This is a genomic window from Paenibacillus sp. FSL H8-0122 (assembly GCF_038005345.1).
In the GTDB taxonomy this organism is placed as follows: domain Bacteria; phylum Bacillota; class Bacilli; order Paenibacillales; family Paenibacillaceae; genus Paenibacillus_AQ.
Map to the genome: position 1 here is coordinate 7,255,978 of NZ_JBBOTB010000001.1, position 18,752 is coordinate 7,274,729.

An 18,752-nucleotide genomic window follows, 5' to 3' on the forward strand; every position below is an offset into this window, starting at 1 on the left:
TGCTTTGAAACACGACTCTTATGTCATGCCTGACGTGCAAAGCATCCGGGAAGCCTTTGCGGAGGCTTCTTCTTTTTTGGCCGGACACGGCCTTACGGAGCCGCAGCGCAGCAGCCAGCTCCTGCTGGAGCATGTGCTGGGCTTGTCCGGGGCGGCTTATTATATGGCGCTGGCTGATCCGTTCCCGCTGGCGCGCAAGGCCGAATGGGAAGCGCTGGTGACCCGCCGGGCGGCGGGAGAACCGGTGCAATACATCACCGGCGAGCAGGAGTTCTACGGCCGGGCCTTTGAGGTCACGCCCGATGTGCTGATCCCCCGACCGGAGACGGAGCTGCTCGTCGAGGCGATTCTGAAGTACGGCGCGGAGCTGTGGCCGGACGGGCTGGTGGCGGCCGATGGATGCACGCTGGATATGACAGCGGGCGATCGGGGCGGCACGGTGCGGGGCGAAGCCGCACCGGAAGCTGGAGGAGACGAGCAGGGACAAGCAGCGGGCGGCGAGGTCGGCGGGGTGCGGGGCGAAGCCGCACCTGAAGCTATGGCGGCTGCGGATGAAGCAGCCGCCCACAGCCCGGCGGGCCGCATCGCCGCCCGCCGGGAGAGCGGCGCGGGCGCAGCTGGCGCCGCACGGCCGCTGACCGCCGTCGATATCGGCGCCGGCAGCGGAGCCATCTCCGTCACGCTGGCGGCGGAAGCGCCGGCGTGGCGGGTCTGCGCCGGCGATATCTCGCCCGGCGCGCTGGCCGTGGCCCGGCGCAATGCGCAGCGGCACGGCACGGCGGTGGACCTGCGGCTCGGCGATCTGCTCGAGCCGTTCGCGGGGCTGGAGACGGATATCCTCGTCTCCAACCCGCCGTACATCCCCGGCGGCGACATCGCCGGGCTGCAGCGCGAGGTGCGCGATCATGAGCCGCGCACGGCACTGGACGGCGGCGGGGACGGGCTGGACCCGTACCGCCGCATGATGGAGCAGCTGCCGCTGCTCCCGGCTCCGCCGCGCCTGGTCGGCTTCGAGCTCGGCCAGGGGCAGGCCGAGCAGGTAGCCGGACTGCTGCGGGCAGCCGGACATTGGGACGAGATCATCACCATCGATGATCTCGCCGGGATTCCCCGGCATGTGCTCGGGATAGCCCGCCGGGGACGGACGTAGCCGGGCCGGTGTAACCGTCTGGTGCGGCGTCATTTTTAGAAGGAGCGGCGCTGCTGTTGCGGTTGGAAGTCCAATTTTCACCGCAGTGACGGCCATGCTTCGAGTCTAATTTTAACAAATAGCCTGCTGAAGATTTGCCATGCCCCATTAAGCTGCAATCGCTGCGCTAAATGCACTTTGTACAACTAAATTATCTAATATTCCATCCATAATCTGTTCAACTGTATAACGTACACTTAAATTTCCCTCCGCACCCGATGTTCCTGTAATCAAACAGATTTAGTTGTACAGACTACAATTAGAAGAGGAAAACCATCATTTTTACTACTTTTAATTGCACAAAATACACTTATTACTGAATGGCCGGGAGAACGAGGGGCGGAGTAGATATGCCTATCGCTGAATGGCTGGGAAAGCGAGGGGCGCGTGAGGGCATTGGGAGCGTACGCGCAAGCACAATCTCCTCGGGCGAAGCAGACGAGCCCCAATCTTTGGTGAATTGTATTTAGGCGGTCCCTTCCTTTACAATAGATGTGACGGAACTTCTGCCTGGGCGGCTGCCAGGGGACAAGAACGGGAAGAACCAGTACTGAGTAAGGAGACAGAATATGCTTCAGAAGATTAAGAAGATTGACGGCGTTATCCTGGTGATTCTTGTGCTGCTGATGGTGGTCAGCATTTTCTCCATATACAGTGTGACTCACGGGCGTGAGAGGCTGGACGGGTCGCATATTAAGATGATCAAATTCTATATCGTGGGCTTTGTTGCCTTTATCGGGCTGACGTTCGTGGATTATCGCCTGCTTGTAAAATATGCGTTATATGTCTACATCACGGGGATTGGCATTCTGGTAATGGTCAGCTTCATCGGTACAGAGCAGAACGGCGCACAAGGGTGGATCAAGTTCGGCGAAAGCTTCAGTCTTCAGCCGGCGGAGCTGTTCAAGCTGATTCTGATTCTGTTCCTGGCGGCTGTGCTTGTACGAAAAAATAAAAATAAGCTGCTATTCTGGCGTGATGTGGTTCCGCTGGGATTATTCAGTCTCATGCCGTTTGTCATCGTAATCAGCCAGAATGACCTGGGGAATGCGCTCTCGTACATCGTTATTCTGATCGGTCTCCTGTGGATCGGCAATATTAAATTCACCCATGCGCTGATCGGGCTGCTGGTTATAGGCGGCTCTGCGGCTGCCGGAATTATGAGCTATATTCATTATCACGATGAAATTAAGGATTTCCTGGTAGATATCAAACGCTCGCACTGGATCGAGCGCTTCGACCCGTGGCTGGTGCCGGATAAGGCAACGGCCAAGGCGATCTACCATACGAAGAACGCCAAAATGGCCATCGCCTCCGGCGGCATGAGCGGTGAAGGCTATATGACAGGCAGCTCGGTGCAGACTGACCGTGTGCCATACACCTATTCGGACTCCATTTTTGTACAGATTGCGGAGGAATACGGCTTTGTCGGGTCGGCGCTGGTGCTGCTGCTGTACTTTATCCTCATTCACCGAATGATACTAATTGCACTAGAGTGCAAGGATAGGGGCGGACCATTCCTGATCGTCGGGGTGGTGGCGATGCTGCTGTACCAGATTTTTGAGAATATCGGGGCCTTCCTGGGCCTGATGCCGCTGACCGGGATTACGCTGCCGTTCATCAGCTTCGGGGGAACCTCACTGCTGATCAATATGGCGAGCATAGGGCTTGTAATGAGCGTGCGTCTGCATGGGCAAGAGGTGGAGGAGGATCTGCCGAGTCCTGCACTGTATTCTTCCGCCGCCCCCGCCAAAAGAAGCTAACTTATTAAGAATAGTAAAGCCCGCGCCTTTAGGGGGGCTGGATGCTGCTTCATCCATACCGGAATTCTTCGTTAACGAAGGGTTCCGGTATTTTTTTTGCGGTTTAGGAAATTATGGTTTTCTCCTTAAAAGCGGCCGGTGAGAGAGGCATTAGCATCGTTCACCCGCAGGGTGATTTTGTTGTGCCTAGAGGGTGGGGGATGTGGGTCAGCTATGCAGAAATAGAAAAATTGAATAAATGCTCCCAATTGCATTACAATGGAAATTAGTGGATTGCAGCCTGGGATGGCTACAGCGGGCGGATTCCTAATCCGGAGAGGTTGAGGGGTTATCCTTATGTTGCAGAGAATCAAAAGAATAGACGGCAGCATTGTGCTGATTTTGATTGTGCTGATGGGGATCTGTATCTTCTCCATTTATAGCGTGACTCATGGAAGAGACGGCCTGGATGGTATGCATATCACCATGCTGAAATATTATGCGCTGGGGTTTATCGCTTTTATCCTGATCACCCTGTTCGATTACCGCCTGCTGGTGCGGTATGGACTTTATATTTACATCGCCGGGATCGGAATTCTGCTGTCGGTCAGCTTTTTCGGCAAGGTGAAGAACGGTGCCCAGGGCTGGATTGGTATTGGAGATTTAAGCATTCAGCCGGCGGAGCTGTTCAAGCTGATTCTGATTATTTTTCTGACCACCGTGCTTGTCCGCAAAAATAAAACCCGGCTCCAGTTCTGGCGCGATGTCGTGCCGCTGGGTCTGATTGCATTCATGCCCTGCGCGCTGGTCATCGTCCAGAATGATTTGGGCAATGCGCTCAGTTATATCGTAATCCTGCTTGGCCTGCTATGGATCGGGCGTATCAAATTCTCGCATGCGCTGATCGGGCTGATTATCGCGGGCGGGGCGATTCTGGGCTTCATCCTGTGTTATATCAACTATCACGAGCAGACGGTTAATTTTATTGAGAAAACGCTGGGTCGTGATCACTTCGTCAGCCGGTTTGACCCTTGGCTGGTGCCTGAGCTGGCCAGCAGCACTGCTAGCTATCAGACGAAAAATGCCCAGACGGCGATTGGCTCCGGTGGCCTGAAGGGAGAAGGCTATTTGCAGGGCAGCTCCGTACAGAGCAACCGTGTGCCGTATCTGTATTCGGAATCGATTTTTGTGCAGATTGGGGAAGAATTCGGCTTCCTGGGTGCAGCGGCGCTGCTGATGCTCTTTTTTATCCTGATCCACAGATTAATCCTGATTGCCTTGGAGTGCAGGGACCGCGGCGGGCCGCTGCTGATTGTCGGGATCGTGGCAATGCTGCTGTATCAGATTCTGGAGAATATCGGAGCGATGACCGGACTGATGCCGCTGACCGGCATTACTCTGCCGTTCATCAGCTACGGCGGAACCTCGCTGCTGATTAATATGGCCTGTATGGGGATTGCGATGAGTGTAAGGCTCTACGGGCAGGATGTGGAGGACGATCTCCCGCTGCCGCAGCCGGACACGAAGGGCAAACCCCTTTTGTCCAAAAACTAGGTGCTTCCGTCTCTACTTCATGAATAATAGATTACTAGGTTTGCAGTCTCTCATTCCTGGACATACTGGGAACATAAGAGGTTCAGAGGGAGAGGGGCTGCGGAAGATGGAGGATGTTAAGCTGGAGCGAGGGGATTCCCTGCGGATTACCTTTAAGTATACTGCCATTTTAATTTGTTTTTTTATGATTCTGATGATGGCCTGGGAAGGGCAAAAAAGCGATGCCGCCGTAGCGGAGGTATCGATCCCGCAGGAGTCAATCCGTCTGCGTATTCTGGCGAATTCGGATGGCACCGGGGATCAGCTGGTCAAGCGCCAGATTCGTGACCGGATCGTGGAACAGATCAACCAGTGGGTGGCCGGGCTTGAAGATCCGCAGAGCCTGGAGCAGGCCCGTGCCCTGATCCGTAATCATCTGCCGGAGCTGAATGAGCTGGTGGGCAGAGAGCTGGCGCAGCGCGGGATTGAATACGGCTATCAGGTGGAGCTGGGTACGGTTCCTTTTCCGACCAAAATGTATGGCGGCCGGGTCTATCCTGCCGGAGAATACGAGGCCGTCCGGGTCACGCTTGGAGCAGGCAAAGGGCAGAACTGGTGGTGTGTGCTGTTTCCGCCGCTCTGCTTCATCGATGCGGGAACAGGGGATGCTGCGGCTGCAGAACCGGCTGCTGCGAAGGCGGGGGCCAAGGCTGCGGCTAAGGTCTCAGCCAAGGCTTCGGGAGACGGTGCGAAGGTGAAGGCTGCGGATGGAACAGCGCAAGGGGCAGTATCCGGTCTCTCGGATTCTGCTAACAAGGAAGGAAACGCGGGTGATGCTGCTGAGGCACCGAAGGTGAAGTTCTTCGTGTGGGAGCTGCTGAAGAATATCTGGAGCTGGATCTGCGGGTTGTTCGCCTGAATGTCCTGAGAAGGATAGTGTAGACGCAGATTGGATTCTACAGTTTTTGCGCCGGATATGGTACGATGATTGCAGCACTTGAGCAGAAGCGGCTCCACCTGAGGGGGCCGTTTTTGGTCGTATAGTAAACTATAGATTCCTCCTGTTGTGGACAAGCTGCCTAAAACCGAATGCAATAAGCTGGCACAGGGCCTTATGGACCAAATGTATGTGAAAAACAGTATACATTGTGTTGGCATGCAGGCGCATGCCCGAATGTATGCGAAAAACAGCATACATTGTGCTGGCGTGAAGGAGTATGGCCCAAATGTATGCCAAAAACAGCATACATTGGCTACCATGCAGGCGTATGGACCAAATGTATGTGAAAAACAGTATACATTGTGCTGGCGTGAAGGAGTATGGCCCAAATGTGTGCCAAAAACAGCATACATTGGCTACCATGCAGGCGTATGGACCAACTGTATGTGAAAAACAGTATACATTGTACTGGCGTGAAGGTAATCCCATTCATCCGGTCGGATGAGTTTGTTGCGTAATAATTCAATCAGAAAGCTAGTGATGATAGATGACAGAGGATAAGCATTCACCGTTTGCGGCCCAGCGCCGCAGCGGTCATATAGAATCCACCCTGTACTGGGGCCTTACTTCCGGCAAGGAGGGAACGGATGGCGGAGCGGGGAGTTCTGCCGGTTGGCAGCCGGGCGGGAGTGATCTGGACATGATCTCGGAAGCGGCAGCGCTGCTGCGGAGCGGGGAGACGGTGGCCTTTCCGACGGAGACGGTGTACGGACTGGGCGCAGATGCGCGGAATACCGCAGCGGTAGAAGCGGTATTCGCAGCCAAAGGCCGTCCTTCGGATAACCCGCTGATCGTGCATATTGCCCGGCGGGAGGAGCTCGGTCGCCTGGTGACGGAGGTGCATCCGGTGGCTGAGGCGCTGATCGATGCGTTCTGGCCCGGCCCGCTGACGCTGGTGCTGCCGGTGCGTCCCGGCGTTCTCTCGCCGCTGGTGACGGCGGGCCTGGACACGGTTGGCGTGCGCATGCCGGATCATCCGGTGGCGCTTGCGCTGCTGCGGGCGGCGGATTGTCCGGTTGCCGCGCCCAGCGCCAACCGCTCCGGGCGGCCGAGTCCGACGCTGGCCGCCCATGTGCTGGAAGACCTCGCCGGATATATCGGCGGGGTTCTGGACGGCGGCGCGGCCGGGGTCGGCCTGGAGTCGACCGTGGTGCAGGTGCAGCCGGACGGGACGGTAGCCGTGCTCCGTCCCGGGGGCATCACCGCCGAGCAGCTCGCAGCGGTGACCGGCACTGAAGCGGCCGCAGCGAAGCCGGCCGCCAGCAGCAGCCCGGCGCCGCGCGCGCCGGGCATGAAGTACACGCACTATGCCCCGCGCGGCGCGCTTGGCATCGTACGCGGCTCCTCCGCGCAGCGCGTGGCGGAGACCGCCGCGGGGCTGCTGCAGGCGGCGCAGCGGGCGGGCGAGATCACGGGCCTGCTCCTCTTCGAGGAGCATAGGTCCCTGTATCCCGCCGACCCGGCCGCCTGCACGGTGTCTCTCGGCTCGCTGTCCTCGCCGGAGGAGGCCGCCCGCTTCCTGTATGCCGCCTTGCGGCGCTTCGATGAAGCGGGGGCCACGTACATTCTGGCCGAGGCCTGCCCGGTCACGGGCCTCGGCGCAGCCATCATGAACCGGCTGATGAAAGCCGCTGGAGAATCAGTGATCGACGCCGGGTAGTCAGTTGCTGTTAGGATGGTATGGACCATGTCCTCCTGCTAAGAGACTGGAACTCATAAGATTAACGTGGAGGTGCTGCTATGAGTGGAAAGGATCAGGAAGCCGATCAGGACAAACTCAGAGAGCTTGAACGGCAACTGAAGGAACGCGATCGGCAGCTGGCCGAGATGGAGGAAGAGTTGGCCATCCTCAAAAAGGCAAAGGAATACTTCGATAAATTTGGAAAATGAATGTTCGGATACACCTGATTTTACGCAGGCCATGGCCCTTCGCCCCCGCCCTGCCATCCACCCCGCAGTCATGAATACCATCTTGTCCGCATATCGTTGTTGTACAAGAACTTACGGACTCAGGGTGGAGGGCTATTCATGGGCTGGGACGGAATGGTTGGGGGCTGGGGCGGAATACATGGGGGCTGGGGCCAGATAGTAACAGTGGCCATTATGGCAGTTGCGCTGGGGATGGATGCGTTCTCGCTTGGCGTGGGCATCGGGATGAGGGGCATCCGTCTGCTGCATGTGCTGCAGCTTAGCCTGCTGATTGCTTTTTTTCATGTGCTGATGCCGCTGCTGGGCTTGTTCACGGGCAGCTATGTCGGCCATTTGCTGGGACAGGTTACCACCTATGCTGCCGGAGGCCTGCTTGTTCTGCTGGGCGGACATATGGTGTTCAATTCCTTCCGCCAGGACGACGGCGGCAGCAGCCGTCAGATGGATCACCGGACAGTGTGGGGCATGCTGCTGATCTCGCTCAGTGTAAGTGTGGATTCTTTCTCGGTCGGGGTTTCGCTGGGGATGTTTGTGAATAGTATTATTCTAACCGTGCTGGCCTTCGGTGCCTGCGGCGGTGTTATGTCCATTACAGGGCTGCTGCTGGGCAGGCGGGTGAGCCGCGGCCTCGGAGAGTACGGGGAAGCGCTGGGCGGAGCCGTTCTCCTGGCGTTTGGCTTGATGTTCATCTTTTGATACAATAACGGCAATACCCATAATTTTTAAGCTTGCTTCATACCGAATTATAATGTTTACCGGAGGTGGAAAGGTTGCTGCATATTTTATTTGTCTGCACAGGTAATACCTGCCGTAGTCCCATGGCCGAAGGGCTTCTGCGGAAGCTTGCGAAGGAGCGGGGCATTCATGTGGAGGTGCGGTCTGCCGGAGTTTCTGCTGTCCCGGGTACTTCCATATCCAGACATGCTGCCGGCATTCTCCAGGATGAAGGGATTCAGGACCGCATCGTATCCTCTCAGCTGGACGGGGAGGCAGTGGCTTGGGCCGATCTGATCCTGACCCTGACAGGAGCGCATAAGCGGCACTTGCTGCAATATTTTCCTGAAGCGGTACCCAAGACCCATACCCTTAAGGAGTATGTCCAGACGCAGGAATCCGTGAACGCCGATATCCGGGAGCTGGACAGCTTGTATGCAGATGCGGAGCTGAATCTGGCCCTGGGCACCGAGCCGGATGCTGCGGCTATGCAGCGGATGATTGAGATCCGCCAGCGTATCCCCAGCTTCGATATCAGTGATCCGTTCGGCGGCTCGCGTGAAGATTACGAGCTGGCGGCTGCCGAGATCCGTACGGCGCTGTATGGTCTGCTCGATAAGCTTGAATCGCTGAGACGGCTTTGAAGTGGTTGATTTTTTGCCGCCAATCCCTTAAGATGTAATAAATATGATCCGGTTCCGGTGTAACTGGCGACGAGTGTGGATGAAACCACGATGGAGCACCTGGAATAAACGGCCGGTCGCCTGGGCAAAAGAGCACATCCGCAGTTCAACCTGCGGACTGCTCTTTTTTGTTTAAAAGTTGCATCTCCATGGAAATCAGAAACGGTTGAAGGGGGCGGTAAGATGGAGGAAGTCCTGAAGCAAAAGTCAGGGGAGGATCGCTTATACGGTATGGCGGCTGCAGAGCAGCAGCTAACGGGCGGCGGGGAGCTTTCTTTGGCCGCAGCCACTGCTGCGGTAACGCGTGAACTTGCAGTAGCGGGCAAGCTCGGTCCGGGGAAGATCCTGGTCGTCGGAGCCAGCACCAGCGAAGTGGCGGGCAAGCGGATTGGGACAGGCGGTGCGCTGGAGGTTGCGCGGCAGCTGCTGGAGGGGATTACGCAGATTGCGGATGAATTTGGTTTTCACCCGGTCTATCAATGCTGCGAGCATTTGAACCGTTCGCTCGTGATGGAACGCGCTCTGCTGGAAGCCCTTGGTCTCAGAGAGGTGTCGGCTGTACCCATTCCGGGGGCCGGAGGCTCTATGGCTGCAGCAGCCTACCAGTCCATGACAGATCCGGTACTGGCAGAGACGATTGAAGCTCATGCCGGTATAGATATCGGGGAGACCCTGATTGGCATGCATCTGCGCCGGATTGCCGTACCTTACCGGCCTAGCCTGCGGGTTATCGGGGCTGCCCGGGTAAATGCCGCATGGAGCAGACCGCCGCTGATCGGCGGGGAACGGGCCGTGTACCGCACGCCTGAGACTAGCGGTTCCGTGAATTGTGACTGAAGTGAGAGGGTTTAACTAACACCACATAAATCAGAGTTACAGGGAGGAAATTAGAAACATGGAACAATTGCGTAAAAGTGACCCGGCAGTACTGGAAGCGATGGGCCTCGAACTGAGCCGTCAGCGTGCGAACATTGAACTTATTGCCTCAGAGAATATTGTAAGTGAAGCCGTCATGGAGGCCATGGGCTCCGTGCTTACGAACAAATACGCCGAAGGTTATCCCGGCAAGCGTTACTACGGCGGCTGTGAAGATGTGGATATCGTAGAGAACCTGGCCCGTGACCGTGCCAAGGAGCTGTTCGGTGCCGAGCATGCCAACGTGCAGCCTCATTCCGGCGCACAGGCTAATATGGCTGTATATCTGGCTGCGCTCAAGCCCGGCGATACCGTTCTCGGTATGAATCTGGCGCATGGCGGCCATTTGACCCACGGCAGCCCGGTGAATGCTTCCGGAATTCTGTATAACTTTGTGGCCTATGGCGTACAGGAGGATTCCTTCCTGATCGATTATGATGAAGTGCGCAAAGCCGCCTTCAAGCACCGTCCCAAAATGATCGTTGCCGGTGCGAGCGCGTATCCGCGTACGATTGATTTTGCCGCACTCGGTTCGATTGCAAATGATGTGGGCGCTCTGTTCATGGTCGATATGGCTCATATTGCCGGTCTGGTAGCTGCCGGTCTTCACCCGAATCCGGTTCCTCATGCCCACTTCGTCACTACAACTACGCACAAAACCCTGCGCGGTCCGCGCGGCGGGATGATTCTGTGCAGACAGCCATGGGCTGCCGCTATTGATAAAGCGGTCTTCCCTGGTTCCCAGGGCGGACCTTTGATGCATGTGATTGCGTCCAAAGCCGTATCGTTCGGCGAAGCGCTGCAGCCTTCATTCAAGACTTATGCCGAGAACGTAATTAAGAATGCCAAGGTGCTGGCGGAGACCCTTGTCGGCGAAGGGATTAATATTGTATCCGGCGGAACCGATAACCATCTGATCCTGCTCGATACCCGCAACCTGAACATTACCGGCAAGGATGCTGAGAAGGTGCTCGACTCCATCGGAATTACAGTCAACAAGAACGCAATTCCGTTTGACCCGACCAGCCCGTTCGTCACCAGCGGTATCCGCATCGGTACACCGGCAGTTACGTCACGCGGAATGGATGAGCAGGCTATGGTTACGATCGGCCGGATTATTGCGACTGTCCTGAAGAACCCGCAGGATGAAGCTAACTTGACCCAGGCAGCCCGTGAGGTAGCTAAGCTGACTGAACAATATCCGATTTACCCTGGATTGCAGTATTAATCTGAGTCCCTCTAACATCGCCTTTGCGTATCCGGTTCCGCCGGATTTACGCAAGGGCTTTTTTTTGCTGTTACATAATGTTCACAAATGGCTGCCGCGAAAACGTGTGAATTATACTGAAAGTTACATGAAAGTTCATGGAATTTTCAATAAAAGTAGTGAAAGAACTGTGAATAGTATTAAAAGCGCTTAATCGTACAAACTAAACTTTGTTTTATATCCAGAGAGGTGGCTATATTGCCTTAAGCTTCCATGGGCTGGGAATTTCCAGTAAGCGGGCGGACCTGTGGATTTGTCTATCTGTAGGTGAAAAGCGGCCTTGGTGATGATATAATAGATAGGATTTAGCCACCTGAGAAGCACAGCGCTTACTTTGGCTATAAATAAGACTTACAATTACCGGAGGGACAACATGGGAAAATTGGTGATTTGCGATCATCCATTGATTCAGCACAAATTGACATTCATTCGCGATGTGCGGACCAACACAAAAGACTTCAGGGAGCATGTCGATGAAGTAGCAACACTTATGGCTTATGAGATTACACGTGATATCCCGCTGGAGACCATTACGGTGCAGACGCCAGTGCAGGAAACGCAGAGTAAGGTGATTTCGGGAAGAATGCTTGGACTGATTCCGATTCTGCGCGCCGGTCTTGGCATGCTGGAAGGTGTTCTTAAGCTGCTTCCTGCGGCGAAGGTAGGTCATGTAGGCCTGTTCCGTGATCCGGACACCCTGCAGCCGGTGGAGTACTACATTAAGCTTCCTACGGATGTCCAGGAACGTGAGCTGATCGTAATCGATCCTATGCTGGCTACAGGCGGCTCTGCCATTGCGGCAATTACCTCGCTCAAGAACCGCGGCTGCACCCAGATCAAGATGATGAACCTGATTGCTGCCCCGGAAGGTGTTGCGGCTGTACAAGCTGCTCATCCGGATGTGGATATCTATGTTGCGGCGCTTGACGATCATTTGAATGATCACGGATATATCGTTCCGGGACTCGGAGATGCCGGGGACAGACTGTACGGAACCAAGTAAGAAGCACAGATAATAATAGAACGAACACAATAGACTGCAGTTTTCAGAAGAGAGGGAAGGGCTTATGTCCAAAATTAAAGTAATGACGATTTTCGGAGTGCGCCCCGAGGCAATCAAGATGGCGCCTCTGGTTCTGGAGCTGAACAGACATCCTGAGCAGATTGAATCGATTGTTTGTGTAACTGCGCAGCACCGGGAGCTGCTGGATCAGGTGCTTGAGGTGTTCAAGATTACCCCGGATTATGATCTGGACGTAATGAAGGACCGCCAGACGCTCAATGAGATCACGATCCGGGTGCTCGAAGGCCTGGAGCCGGTGCTCCGCGAAGTGAAGCCGGACCTCGTGCTTGTACATGGCGATACCCTGACCACCTTCCTGGCCAGCTATGCGTCTTTCCTGCAGCAGATTCAGGTTGGGCATGTGGAAGCAGGTCTTCGGACATGGAACAAGCTTTCGCCTTATCCGGAAGAAATGAACCGTCAGCTGACAGGCGTGCTTGCTGATCTGCATTTTGCTCCGACTCATTGGTCAGCGGGCAACCTGAGACACGAGAACAAAAAAGAATCAAGTATTTATATCACAGGCAATACCGTAACTGATGTGTTTCAATATACCGTACAGCCGGACTACCGGCATCCGGTCCTTGATTTTGCTTCAGGAAAAAGACTTATTTTGATGACGGCGCACCGCAGAGAATCCCAAGGCGAACCGCACCGTCATATTTTCCGTGCAGTCAAAAGAATCGCTGATGAATTTGAAGATGTAGCCATTGTGTATCCCGTGCACCCGAGTCCGGCAGTCAAGGAACCGGCGCATGAGATCCTCGGCGGACACCCTAGAATCAAGCTGATTGATCCGCTGGATGTCGTTGACCTGCATAACTTTTATCCGCATACCCACCTGATATTGACCGATTCCGGCGGCCTGCAGGAGGAAGCTCCCTCCTTTGGAGTTCCTGTGCTTGTGCTGCGTGATACAACCGAGCGCCCGGAAGGGATCGAGGCCGGAACACTGGAGCTTGTGGGAACGGACGAGGAGAAGGTGTATCAACGGACACATGCTCTTTTGACCGATCAGAACCTGTATCAGTCGATGAGCCGGGCCGCCAACCCGTATGGAGACGGCAAAGCCTCCGAGAGGATTGTCAATGCGATTTTGCACCATTTCGGAGCTGTTCAAGAACGTCCGGAAAAATTTCACACAATGTTCACAAATGATAAAACAGGGCAAGACAACTAATATACTAACGTTAATAAAAGCAGCATACAGTTAAACTGTACGGTTTATATGGTTTTGGTGTATTTTGCTGTGATTATTTTCATATTTTCATGCGATTTTGGGCAATTTTCTGTGAATTGACAAAGAGTCTGGATATTCAGTAAAATTAGTTGGGATTGTAGCCTATGAAGGAACCAAAGAATGAGCCTGGACTGGGGCGTACGGCTCTAGTACTCGGGGGTGCGGGCAGCTTGCTCGCCGCTTACATTGTAATAGGCTTTTTTGTGGCAAAGTGGCTGCGCAATCTGATGGACGGACCTGCCTTTTGGCTGGCTATCGGAACAATTGCCGGGTTGATTCTCGGAGTTGTGAATGTTGCTTTGCTAATCAAAAATTTTTTGGGGGAGCAAAATGGATAATATGACTCCCGTAATCAATATCGTCACCAGGGTGACAGTAATCATTATGGCAGGATTGGTAATGGGGTGGGCTCTCCATCATGAGACCCGTGCAGTTACTCTGGGAATGACACTCGGCTTGCTGGCAGGACTGGTTAATTTCCGTTATCTGGCCCTTAAGGTCAGAAGAGTGACAGCAGCGGTGGCGAAGCAAGGGAAAAGCTCCTTCAGCCTTGGTTTTGCTACAAGAATCAGTTTTGGAATTCTGGTGACCATGTTCTCAGTCAAATATGAGCATTTCTCGCTGGAGGCAACGATTATCGGCCTGTTCATCCCCCAGCTTCTGGCTATTCCCGTGGGGATATATCTAGGAATCAAGAATAAGCTGTAGCCATACTAACGAGAAAGGGGGATGATACTATGCACGAAATGCCTTTAATCTATGTTGGCGGAATACCGATTGACCTGTCTGCTGTGCTGATGCTGGTAATCAGCTCGGTGATTGTGTTCGTACTGGTCATGCTGTCCGTCCGCAACCTGTCGGTTGAGAATCCATCCAAGCTCCAGAATTTTATGGAATGGGTGGTCGAATTTGTACAGGGACTGATCAGCAGCGCCATGGATTTGAAGAAGGGAAAGCCTTACATATCACTGGGATTGACGCTGATACTGTTTATCTTCGTCTCCAATCTCCTTGGTCTGCCGTTTTCCTTCATTACAGAGGCTGATAAGCCGGTCTATATTTTTGGACATGTTATTGAAGCAACCAAGAACCTGGCCGATGGCGCGCATGCTGAGATTCTGTGGTACAAATCGCCGACTGCAGATATCAACGTAACCGCAGGACTTGCGATCGTTGTGTTTGTACTCATGAACTACCTGGGCATCAAGCTGAACGGCAAGCATTATTTCAAACATTATATTGAGCCGTTTCCAATTTTCTTGCCGCTGAACATCATTGAGAATCTGGCGAAGCCGGTGGCGCTTGCCATCCGTCTATTCGCTAACATCTTTGCCGGTGAAGTTCTGATTACCGTCATTCTGAAGCTGGGACTGTTCAGTATTCCGTTCCTGGCCATCTGGCAGGGCTTCAGTATCTTTGTCGGGGCGCTTCAGGCCTTTATCTTTACGATTCTGACGATGGTCTACATCGCACAGATGACGATCCACGAGGAAGAAGCGCATTAATAAGCTGCCGTGAGGATAGCGGCAGCTGCCGGAACACTCTTCGCGGGAGATTTTATATTATTAAGACATTACAAAAAGAACCGAAATTAAAGGAGGATATTTACAAATGGAATTTTTAGCAGCAGCAATCGCGGTTGGTTTGGGCGCACTCGGCGCAGGTCTGGGTAACGGTATGATCGTCAGCAAGACAGTGGAATCTATCGCCCGTCAGCCGGAAGCACGTAACGCACTGCAGACAACAATGTTTATCGGTGTAGGTATCGTGGAAGTTATTCCTTTGGCCGCTACAGTTATCGCGTTCCTGATCATGTTTACTTAATAAACCGTTTTTACGGTTTGGCGGGGAGGGCAAGTGCCATCCGCGCCTTACTTTTGTATATGTCCGCAAGCCGCGGTAACGGAAGGGAGTGACCTCAGTGGATATCATTTGGACCAATATAGTGTTTTCTATTGCTGCTTTTGTAATTCTATACTTCCTGCTCAGCAAATTTGCCTTCAGCAAGCTGTTCGGAATTATGGAGAAGCGCCGCGAAATGGTGCTGCAGCAAATGGATGAAGCAGCCAAGACCAGAGAGCAGGCGGTCGCTTATGTAGAAGAGCAGAAGCAGGCCCTGCAGCAGGCACGCCAAGAGGCACAGGCTATCATTCAGCAGTCCCAGGCTACCAGCAACAACCAGGTTGACAAGATTCTTGAGCAGGCCCATGTGGAAGCGAGCCGTCTGAAAGACGAAGCGGTCCGTGACATTGAGAACGAGAAGAACAAAGCGGTAGAAGCGCTGCGCAGCGAGCTGGGCACAGCCTCGGTCCGCATTGCCTCGAAGCTGCTTGAGAAGGAAGTTGCAGCTGACGGCGAGCAGGAACAGCTTGTTGATCAATACCTCAAAGAGGTAGGAGGCCGATCATGAGCCGCGACACGGTAGTTGCCGGGCGCTATGCCAAAGCCTTGTACAGTGTAGCGGTGGATGAAGGCATTACGCTTCAAGTGGAGGAACAGCTCAAATTAGTGGTCGAAGTGCTTCATAATGATGCAGAGGTGAAACGGTTTATCCTGGCACCCCGCATTTCGCAATCCGACAAGCTGAATGTGCTGCGCGTGACACTTCAAGGTAAAGTCTCGGAAGCGGTTATGAACACGGTAGAGCTATTGGTAGAGCGGGGCAGAACCGATATTTTCGAAGAGTTGCTTGCCAAGTATATCAAGATTGAAGGGGATGCTCTTGGCATTGGCTACGCTACTGTCTATTCCGCTTATTCCCTGAATCAAGCTGAACAGGATAGTGTTGCGGCTGAATTCAGCCAGCTTACTGGCCGTAAGATTCGTGTAACCAATGTGGTCGATACAAGCCTGCTCGGCGGACTGAAGGTCGTCATCGGCGATACGCTGTATGACGGAAGTCTGTCCGGTAAGCTTACGCGTCTTGAGAAATCCTTTAATGATAAGCAAAGAAGATAGGGGTGAGGATATTGGGCATCAGACCTGAAGAGATCAGCACTTTGATCAAAAGTCAAATTGAGCAATATAAAGCCGATATCGAAGTGGCCGAAATTGGCACCGTCATTCAAGTCGGCGACGGTATCGCCCGTGTCTACGGTCTGGAAAACGCAATGGCAGGGGAACTGCTGGAGTTCTCCAACGGGGTAGTGGGCATGGCGCTTAACCTGGAAGAAAGCAACGTCGGTGTTGTTATTCTGGGTGAATACAAAGAGATCCGCGAAGGCGATCAGGTTAAACGTACCGGCCAGATCATGCAGGTTCCGGTTGGCGAAGCCATGCTGGGCCGCGTAGTGAATGCACTGGGCCAGCCGCTTGACGGCAAGGGACCGATCGCTACTACAGAATTCCGTCCGGTTGAACATAACGCGCCGGGGGTTATCGACCGTAAGTCGGTACACGAACCGATGCAGACGGGTCTAAAAGCAATCGATGCCATGGTGCCAATCGGCCGCGGACAACGCGAGCTCATCATTGGTGACCGTCAGACAGGTAAGACAGCAATCGCAATTGATGCGATCATCAACCAGAAGGGCAACGGGATGAAGTGTATCTATGTTGCTATCGGACAAAAACAATCTACTGTTGCACAGGTAGTAGAAACCCTCCGCCGTCATGGCGCGCTGGATTACACTATCGTTGTAACCGCGTCGGCTTCCGAGCCTTCTCCGCTGCTCTATATTGCTCCGTACGCAGGCTGCGCTATGGGCGAATACTTCATGTACAAGGGCGAGCATGTGCTTGTAATCTATGATGACCTTTCGAAGCAGGCTTCGGCTTACCGCGAATTGTCCCTGCTGCTCCGCCGTCCACCGGGCCGTGAAGCCTTCCCTGGTGACGTATTCTATCTGCACTCCCGTCTGCTGGAACGTGCGGCCAAGCTTAGCGATGCGCTTGGTGGTGGTTCATTAACCGCGCTGCCATTCATCGAAACACAGGCTTCTGACGTATCGGCTTACATTCCAACGAACGTAATTTCGATCACAGACGGCCAAATCTTCCTTGAATCCGACTTGTTCAACTCCGGCCAGCGTCCGGCAATCAACGTAGGTATCTCCGTATCCCGTGTAGGGGGCTCCGCACAGATCAAAGCCATGAAGAAGGTCGCCGGTTCCCTGCGTCTGGATCTGGCTCAATACCGTGAGCTTCAAGCCTTCTCCCAGTTCGGCTCCGATCTGGACAAATCAACGCAGGCCCGTCTGAACCGCGGCGCGCGTATGATGGAGATTCTGAAGCAGGGCGTGAACCAGCCGCTTAGCGTTGAGCATCAAGTGCTTAGTCTGTACACCGCTGTCAAAGGACATCTGGATGATATTCCTGTCAAGGACGTTAAGCGTTTCGAGAAGGAATTCCTGGCCTTTATCGACAGCAGTGCAACTGAAATCCTGAAATCCATCTCGGATACCAAGGATCTGACAGCAGACAACGAAGCAGCGCTCAAGGATGCCATCGAGAAATTCAAAAGAGGCTTTGCTACAAGCTAATATATAGAGTCTACCGTTTATGCTTACGAGGTTAGCTTTGGTACGCCAGAGCTCAGCTTATGCTTACGAAGTTAGCTTTGACTACGTCAAAGCTCAGAGGTGGTGAAATCATGGCAAGAAGCATGCGCGATATTAAACGTCAAATTAAGAGCGTTCAGAACACCAGACAGATCACCAAAGCGATGGAGATGGTCGCTGCATCCAAGCTGCGCAAGGCGCAGGAGAAGGCGGAAGCAGCCCGTCCGTATTCAGAGAAGCTGAAAGAGGTCGTCTCGAGTATTGCTGCCGGCACACAGGATCTCCAGCACCCGATGCTGGTCAGCCGGCCTGTCAAAAAAACAGGTTATCTGATCATCACCTCGGACAGAGGGCTTGCCGGCGGCTACAATGCGAACATTCTGCGTAAAGTAACGATGCTGATCGCAGAACGCCATAAGTCCAAGGATGAGTATGCGCTGTTTGTGATCGGGCGCAAAGGCCGTGACTTTTTGCGGCGCCGTGAATATCCCATTGTAGAAGAAATCACCGAGCTGTCCGATACCCCGAAATTTGCCGACATCAAGTCGATTGCCTATTCGGCGGTTAACCAGTTCGAGACAGGCGTCTATGATGAGATCTACATTTGCTACAACCGGTTCGTTAATGCGATCAGCCAGGTTCCGACTGTAGACAGACTTCTGCCTATGGAAGGCGTTGGGGAAGGCGGGCATCACGGAGCATCTGCTGCTTATGAATATGAGCCTTCACCTGCAGGCGTGCTGGAGGTTCTGCTTCCGAAATATGCCGAAACTTTAATCTATGGTGCTCTTCTGAACGGCAAGGCCAGCGAGCTGGGAGCCAAGATGACAGCGATGGGCAGTGCAACGAAGAACGCGTCAAAAATGATCGGAGAACTTAGACTTACGTACAACCGTGCCCGTCAGGCGGCCATTACGCAAGAAATTACCGAGATCGTGGCTGGTGCGAACGCGCAGTCTTAATATGAGTGGGCCTCAA

General features: G+C 53.9%; 20 protein-coding genes and 1 riboswitch. All 20 genes read left to right on the plus strand.

Features of this window, described 5'->3' with window-relative positions:
- The first annotated feature begins 4 nt into the window (after nt 1-4).
- The 20 genes from NSS64_RS31180 (at nt 5) to atpG (ending at nt 18,736) form a co-directional block, all read left to right on the plus strand.
- Complete coding sequence (locus tag NSS64_RS31180; protein ID WP_341142651.1) at nt 5-1,150, plus strand: N5-glutamine methyltransferase family protein; 1,146 nt, start codon at nt 5-7, stop codon at nt 1,148-1,150.
- A gap of 608 nt (nt 1,151-1,758) precedes the next feature.
- The gene (locus NSS64_RS31185) at nt 1,759-2,952 is read left to right on the plus strand and encodes an FtsW/RodA/SpoVE family cell cycle protein (protein ID WP_340946533.1); all 1,194 of its coding nucleotides are present in this window, start codon (nt 1,759-1,761) and stop codon (nt 2,950-2,952) included.
- Between the two features lie 336 nt (nt 2,953-3,288).
- On the plus strand, nt 3,289-4,485 hold the full coding sequence (locus tag NSS64_RS31190) for an FtsW/RodA/SpoVE family cell cycle protein (RefSeq protein WP_341142652.1): 1,197 nt from the start codon (nt 3,289-3,291) through the stop codon (nt 4,483-4,485).
- 139 nt (nt 4,486-4,624) lie between these two features.
- The gene (gene spoIIR / locus NSS64_RS31195; protein ID WP_445667865.1) at nt 4,625-5,383 is read left to right on the plus strand and encodes a stage II sporulation protein R; all 759 of its coding nucleotides are present in this window, start codon (nt 4,625-4,627) and stop codon (nt 5,381-5,383) included.
- Nucleotides 5,384-5,951: 568 nt separating this feature from the next.
- Complete coding sequence (locus NSS64_RS31200) at nt 5,952-7,124, plus strand: L-threonylcarbamoyladenylate synthase (protein ID WP_445667823.1); 1,173 nt, start codon at nt 5,952-5,954, stop codon at nt 7,122-7,124.
- Nucleotides 7,125-7,204: 80 nt separating this feature from the next.
- A complete protein-coding gene (locus NSS64_RS31205; protein ID WP_339311862.1) occupies nt 7,205-7,354 on the plus strand; it encodes a hypothetical protein in 150 nt (49 codons plus the stop codon).
- A gap of 138 nt (nt 7,355-7,492) precedes the next feature.
- Nucleotides 7,493-8,089 carry a manganese efflux pump MntP gene (locus NSS64_RS31210; protein WP_341142655.1) on the plus strand — a complete coding sequence of 199 codons (597 nt, stop codon included), beginning with the start codon at nt 7,493-7,495 and terminating at the stop codon, nt 8,087-8,089.
- Nucleotides 8,090-8,163: 74 nt separating this feature from the next.
- On the plus strand, nt 8,164-8,751 hold the full coding sequence (locus NSS64_RS31215) for a low molecular weight protein arginine phosphatase (RefSeq protein ID WP_340946542.1): 588 nt from the start codon (nt 8,164-8,166) through the stop codon (nt 8,749-8,751).
- Nucleotides 8,752-8,800: 49 nt separating this feature from the next.
- Nucleotides 8,801-8,884, plus strand: a riboswitch (ZMP/ZTP riboswitch).
- Nucleotides 8,885-9,021: 137 nt separating this feature from the next.
- Entirely contained in the window at nt 9,022-9,627 is a 606-nt protein-coding gene (locus tag NSS64_RS31220) for a TIGR01440 family protein (RefSeq protein WP_340946823.1), read from the plus strand.
- 58 nt (nt 9,628-9,685) lie between these two features.
- Nucleotides 9,686-10,933, plus strand: coding sequence for a serine hydroxymethyltransferase (gene glyA, locus NSS64_RS31225; RefSeq protein WP_340994732.1), 1,248 nt, complete (start codon nt 9,686-9,688; stop codon nt 10,931-10,933).
- 412 nt (nt 10,934-11,345) lie between these two features.
- Nucleotides 11,346-11,975: a uracil phosphoribosyltransferase gene (upp, locus tag NSS64_RS31230; RefSeq protein WP_036721735.1), complete on the plus strand. Its 630-nt coding sequence runs from the start codon at nt 11,346-11,348 to the stop codon at nt 11,973-11,975.
- Between the two features lie 64 nt (nt 11,976-12,039).
- Complete coding sequence (gene wecB / locus NSS64_RS31235; protein ID WP_341142656.1) at nt 12,040-13,215, plus strand: non-hydrolyzing UDP-N-acetylglucosamine 2-epimerase; 1,176 nt, start codon at nt 12,040-12,042, stop codon at nt 13,213-13,215.
- A gap of 164 nt (nt 13,216-13,379) precedes the next feature.
- Nucleotides 13,380-13,613 carry an ATPase F0F1 gene (locus NSS64_RS31240; RefSeq protein ID WP_051477752.1) on the plus strand — a complete coding sequence of 78 codons (234 nt, stop codon included), beginning with the start codon at nt 13,380-13,382 and terminating at the stop codon, nt 13,611-13,613.
- Nucleotides 13,606-13,983 (plus strand): ATP synthase subunit I, encoded by a 378-nt coding sequence (locus NSS64_RS31245; RefSeq protein WP_036699219.1) that lies wholly within the window; start codon nt 13,606-13,608, stop codon nt 13,981-13,983. Before NSS64_RS31240 ends, NSS64_RS31245 begins: the two co-directional genes overlap by 8 nt.
- Before the next feature lie 29 nt (nt 13,984-14,012).
- A complete protein-coding gene (gene atpB, locus NSS64_RS31250) occupies nt 14,013-14,780 on the plus strand; it encodes a F0F1 ATP synthase subunit A (protein WP_340994730.1) in 768 nt (255 codons plus the stop codon).
- 106 nt (nt 14,781-14,886) lie between these two features.
- Complete coding sequence (gene atpE / locus NSS64_RS31255; RefSeq protein ID WP_036699216.1) at nt 14,887-15,099, plus strand: F0F1 ATP synthase subunit C; 213 nt, start codon at nt 14,887-14,889, stop codon at nt 15,097-15,099.
- A 97-nt stretch (nt 15,100-15,196) separates the two neighbouring features.
- A complete protein-coding gene (gene atpF / locus NSS64_RS31260; RefSeq protein WP_036721727.1) occupies nt 15,197-15,685 on the plus strand; it encodes a F0F1 ATP synthase subunit B in 489 nt (162 codons plus the stop codon).
- Nucleotides 15,682-16,233, plus strand: coding sequence for a F0F1 ATP synthase subunit delta (locus NSS64_RS31265; RefSeq protein WP_340946547.1), 552 nt, complete (start codon nt 15,682-15,684; stop codon nt 16,231-16,233). The genes atpF and NSS64_RS31265 overlap by 4 nt, the downstream gene beginning before the upstream one ends.
- An 11-nt stretch (nt 16,234-16,244) precedes the next feature.
- Nucleotides 16,245-17,756 carry a F0F1 ATP synthase subunit alpha gene (gene atpA, locus NSS64_RS31270; protein ID WP_341142657.1) on the plus strand — a complete coding sequence of 504 codons (1,512 nt, stop codon included), beginning with the start codon at nt 16,245-16,247 and terminating at the stop codon, nt 17,754-17,756.
- A gap of 110 nt (nt 17,757-17,866) precedes the next feature.
- Nucleotides 17,867-18,736 (plus strand): ATP synthase F1 subunit gamma, encoded by an 870-nt coding sequence (atpG, locus tag NSS64_RS31275; RefSeq protein WP_076084536.1) that lies wholly within the window; start codon nt 17,867-17,869, stop codon nt 18,734-18,736.
- The last annotated feature ends 16 nt before the right edge of the window (nt 18,737-18,752 follow it).

Excerpts from the sequence above, each read along its gene's own strand:
- NSS64_RS31185 (WP_340946533.1), top strand. The coding sequence starts at position 1,759 with ATGCTTCAGAAGATTAAGAAGATTGACGGCGTTATCCTGGTGATTCTT.
- NSS64_RS31190 (WP_341142652.1), top strand. The coding sequence starts at position 3,289 with ATGTTGCAGAGAATCAAAAGAATAGACGGCAGCATTGTGCTGATTTTG.
- NSS64_RS31200 (WP_445667823.1), top strand. The coding sequence starts at position 5,952 with ATGACAGAGGATAAGCATTCACCGTTTGCGGCCCAGCGCCGCAGCGGT.
- NSS64_RS31205 (WP_339311862.1), top strand. The coding sequence starts at position 7,205 with ATGAGTGGAAAGGATCAGGAAGCCGATCAGGACAAACTCAGAGAGCTT.
- NSS64_RS31210 (WP_341142655.1), top strand. The coding sequence starts at position 7,493 with ATGGGCTGGGACGGAATGGTTGGGGGCTGGGGCGGAATACATGGGGGC.
- NSS64_RS31220 (WP_340946823.1), top strand. The coding sequence starts at position 9,022 with ATGGCGGCTGCAGAGCAGCAGCTAACGGGCGGCGGGGAGCTTTCTTTG.
- glyA (WP_340994732.1), top strand. The coding sequence starts at position 9,686 with ATGGAACAATTGCGTAAAAGTGACCCGGCAGTACTGGAAGCGATGGGC.
- upp (WP_036721735.1), top strand. The coding sequence starts at position 11,346 with ATGGGAAAATTGGTGATTTGCGATCATCCATTGATTCAGCACAAATTG.
- wecB (WP_341142656.1), top strand. The coding sequence starts at position 12,040 with ATGTCCAAAATTAAAGTAATGACGATTTTCGGAGTGCGCCCCGAGGCA.
- NSS64_RS31240 (WP_051477752.1), top strand. The coding sequence starts at position 13,380 with ATGAAGGAACCAAAGAATGAGCCTGGACTGGGGCGTACGGCTCTAGTA.
- NSS64_RS31245 (WP_036699219.1), top strand. The coding sequence starts at position 13,606 with ATGGATAATATGACTCCCGTAATCAATATCGTCACCAGGGTGACAGTA.
- atpB (WP_340994730.1), top strand. The coding sequence starts at position 14,013 with ATGCACGAAATGCCTTTAATCTATGTTGGCGGAATACCGATTGACCTG.
- atpE (WP_036699216.1), top strand. The coding sequence starts at position 14,887 with ATGGAATTTTTAGCAGCAGCAATCGCGGTTGGTTTGGGCGCACTCGGC.
- NSS64_RS31265 (WP_340946547.1), top strand. The coding sequence starts at position 15,682 with ATGAGCCGCGACACGGTAGTTGCCGGGCGCTATGCCAAAGCCTTGTAC.
- atpG (WP_076084536.1), top strand. The coding sequence starts at position 17,867 with ATGGCAAGAAGCATGCGCGATATTAAACGTCAAATTAAGAGCGTTCAG.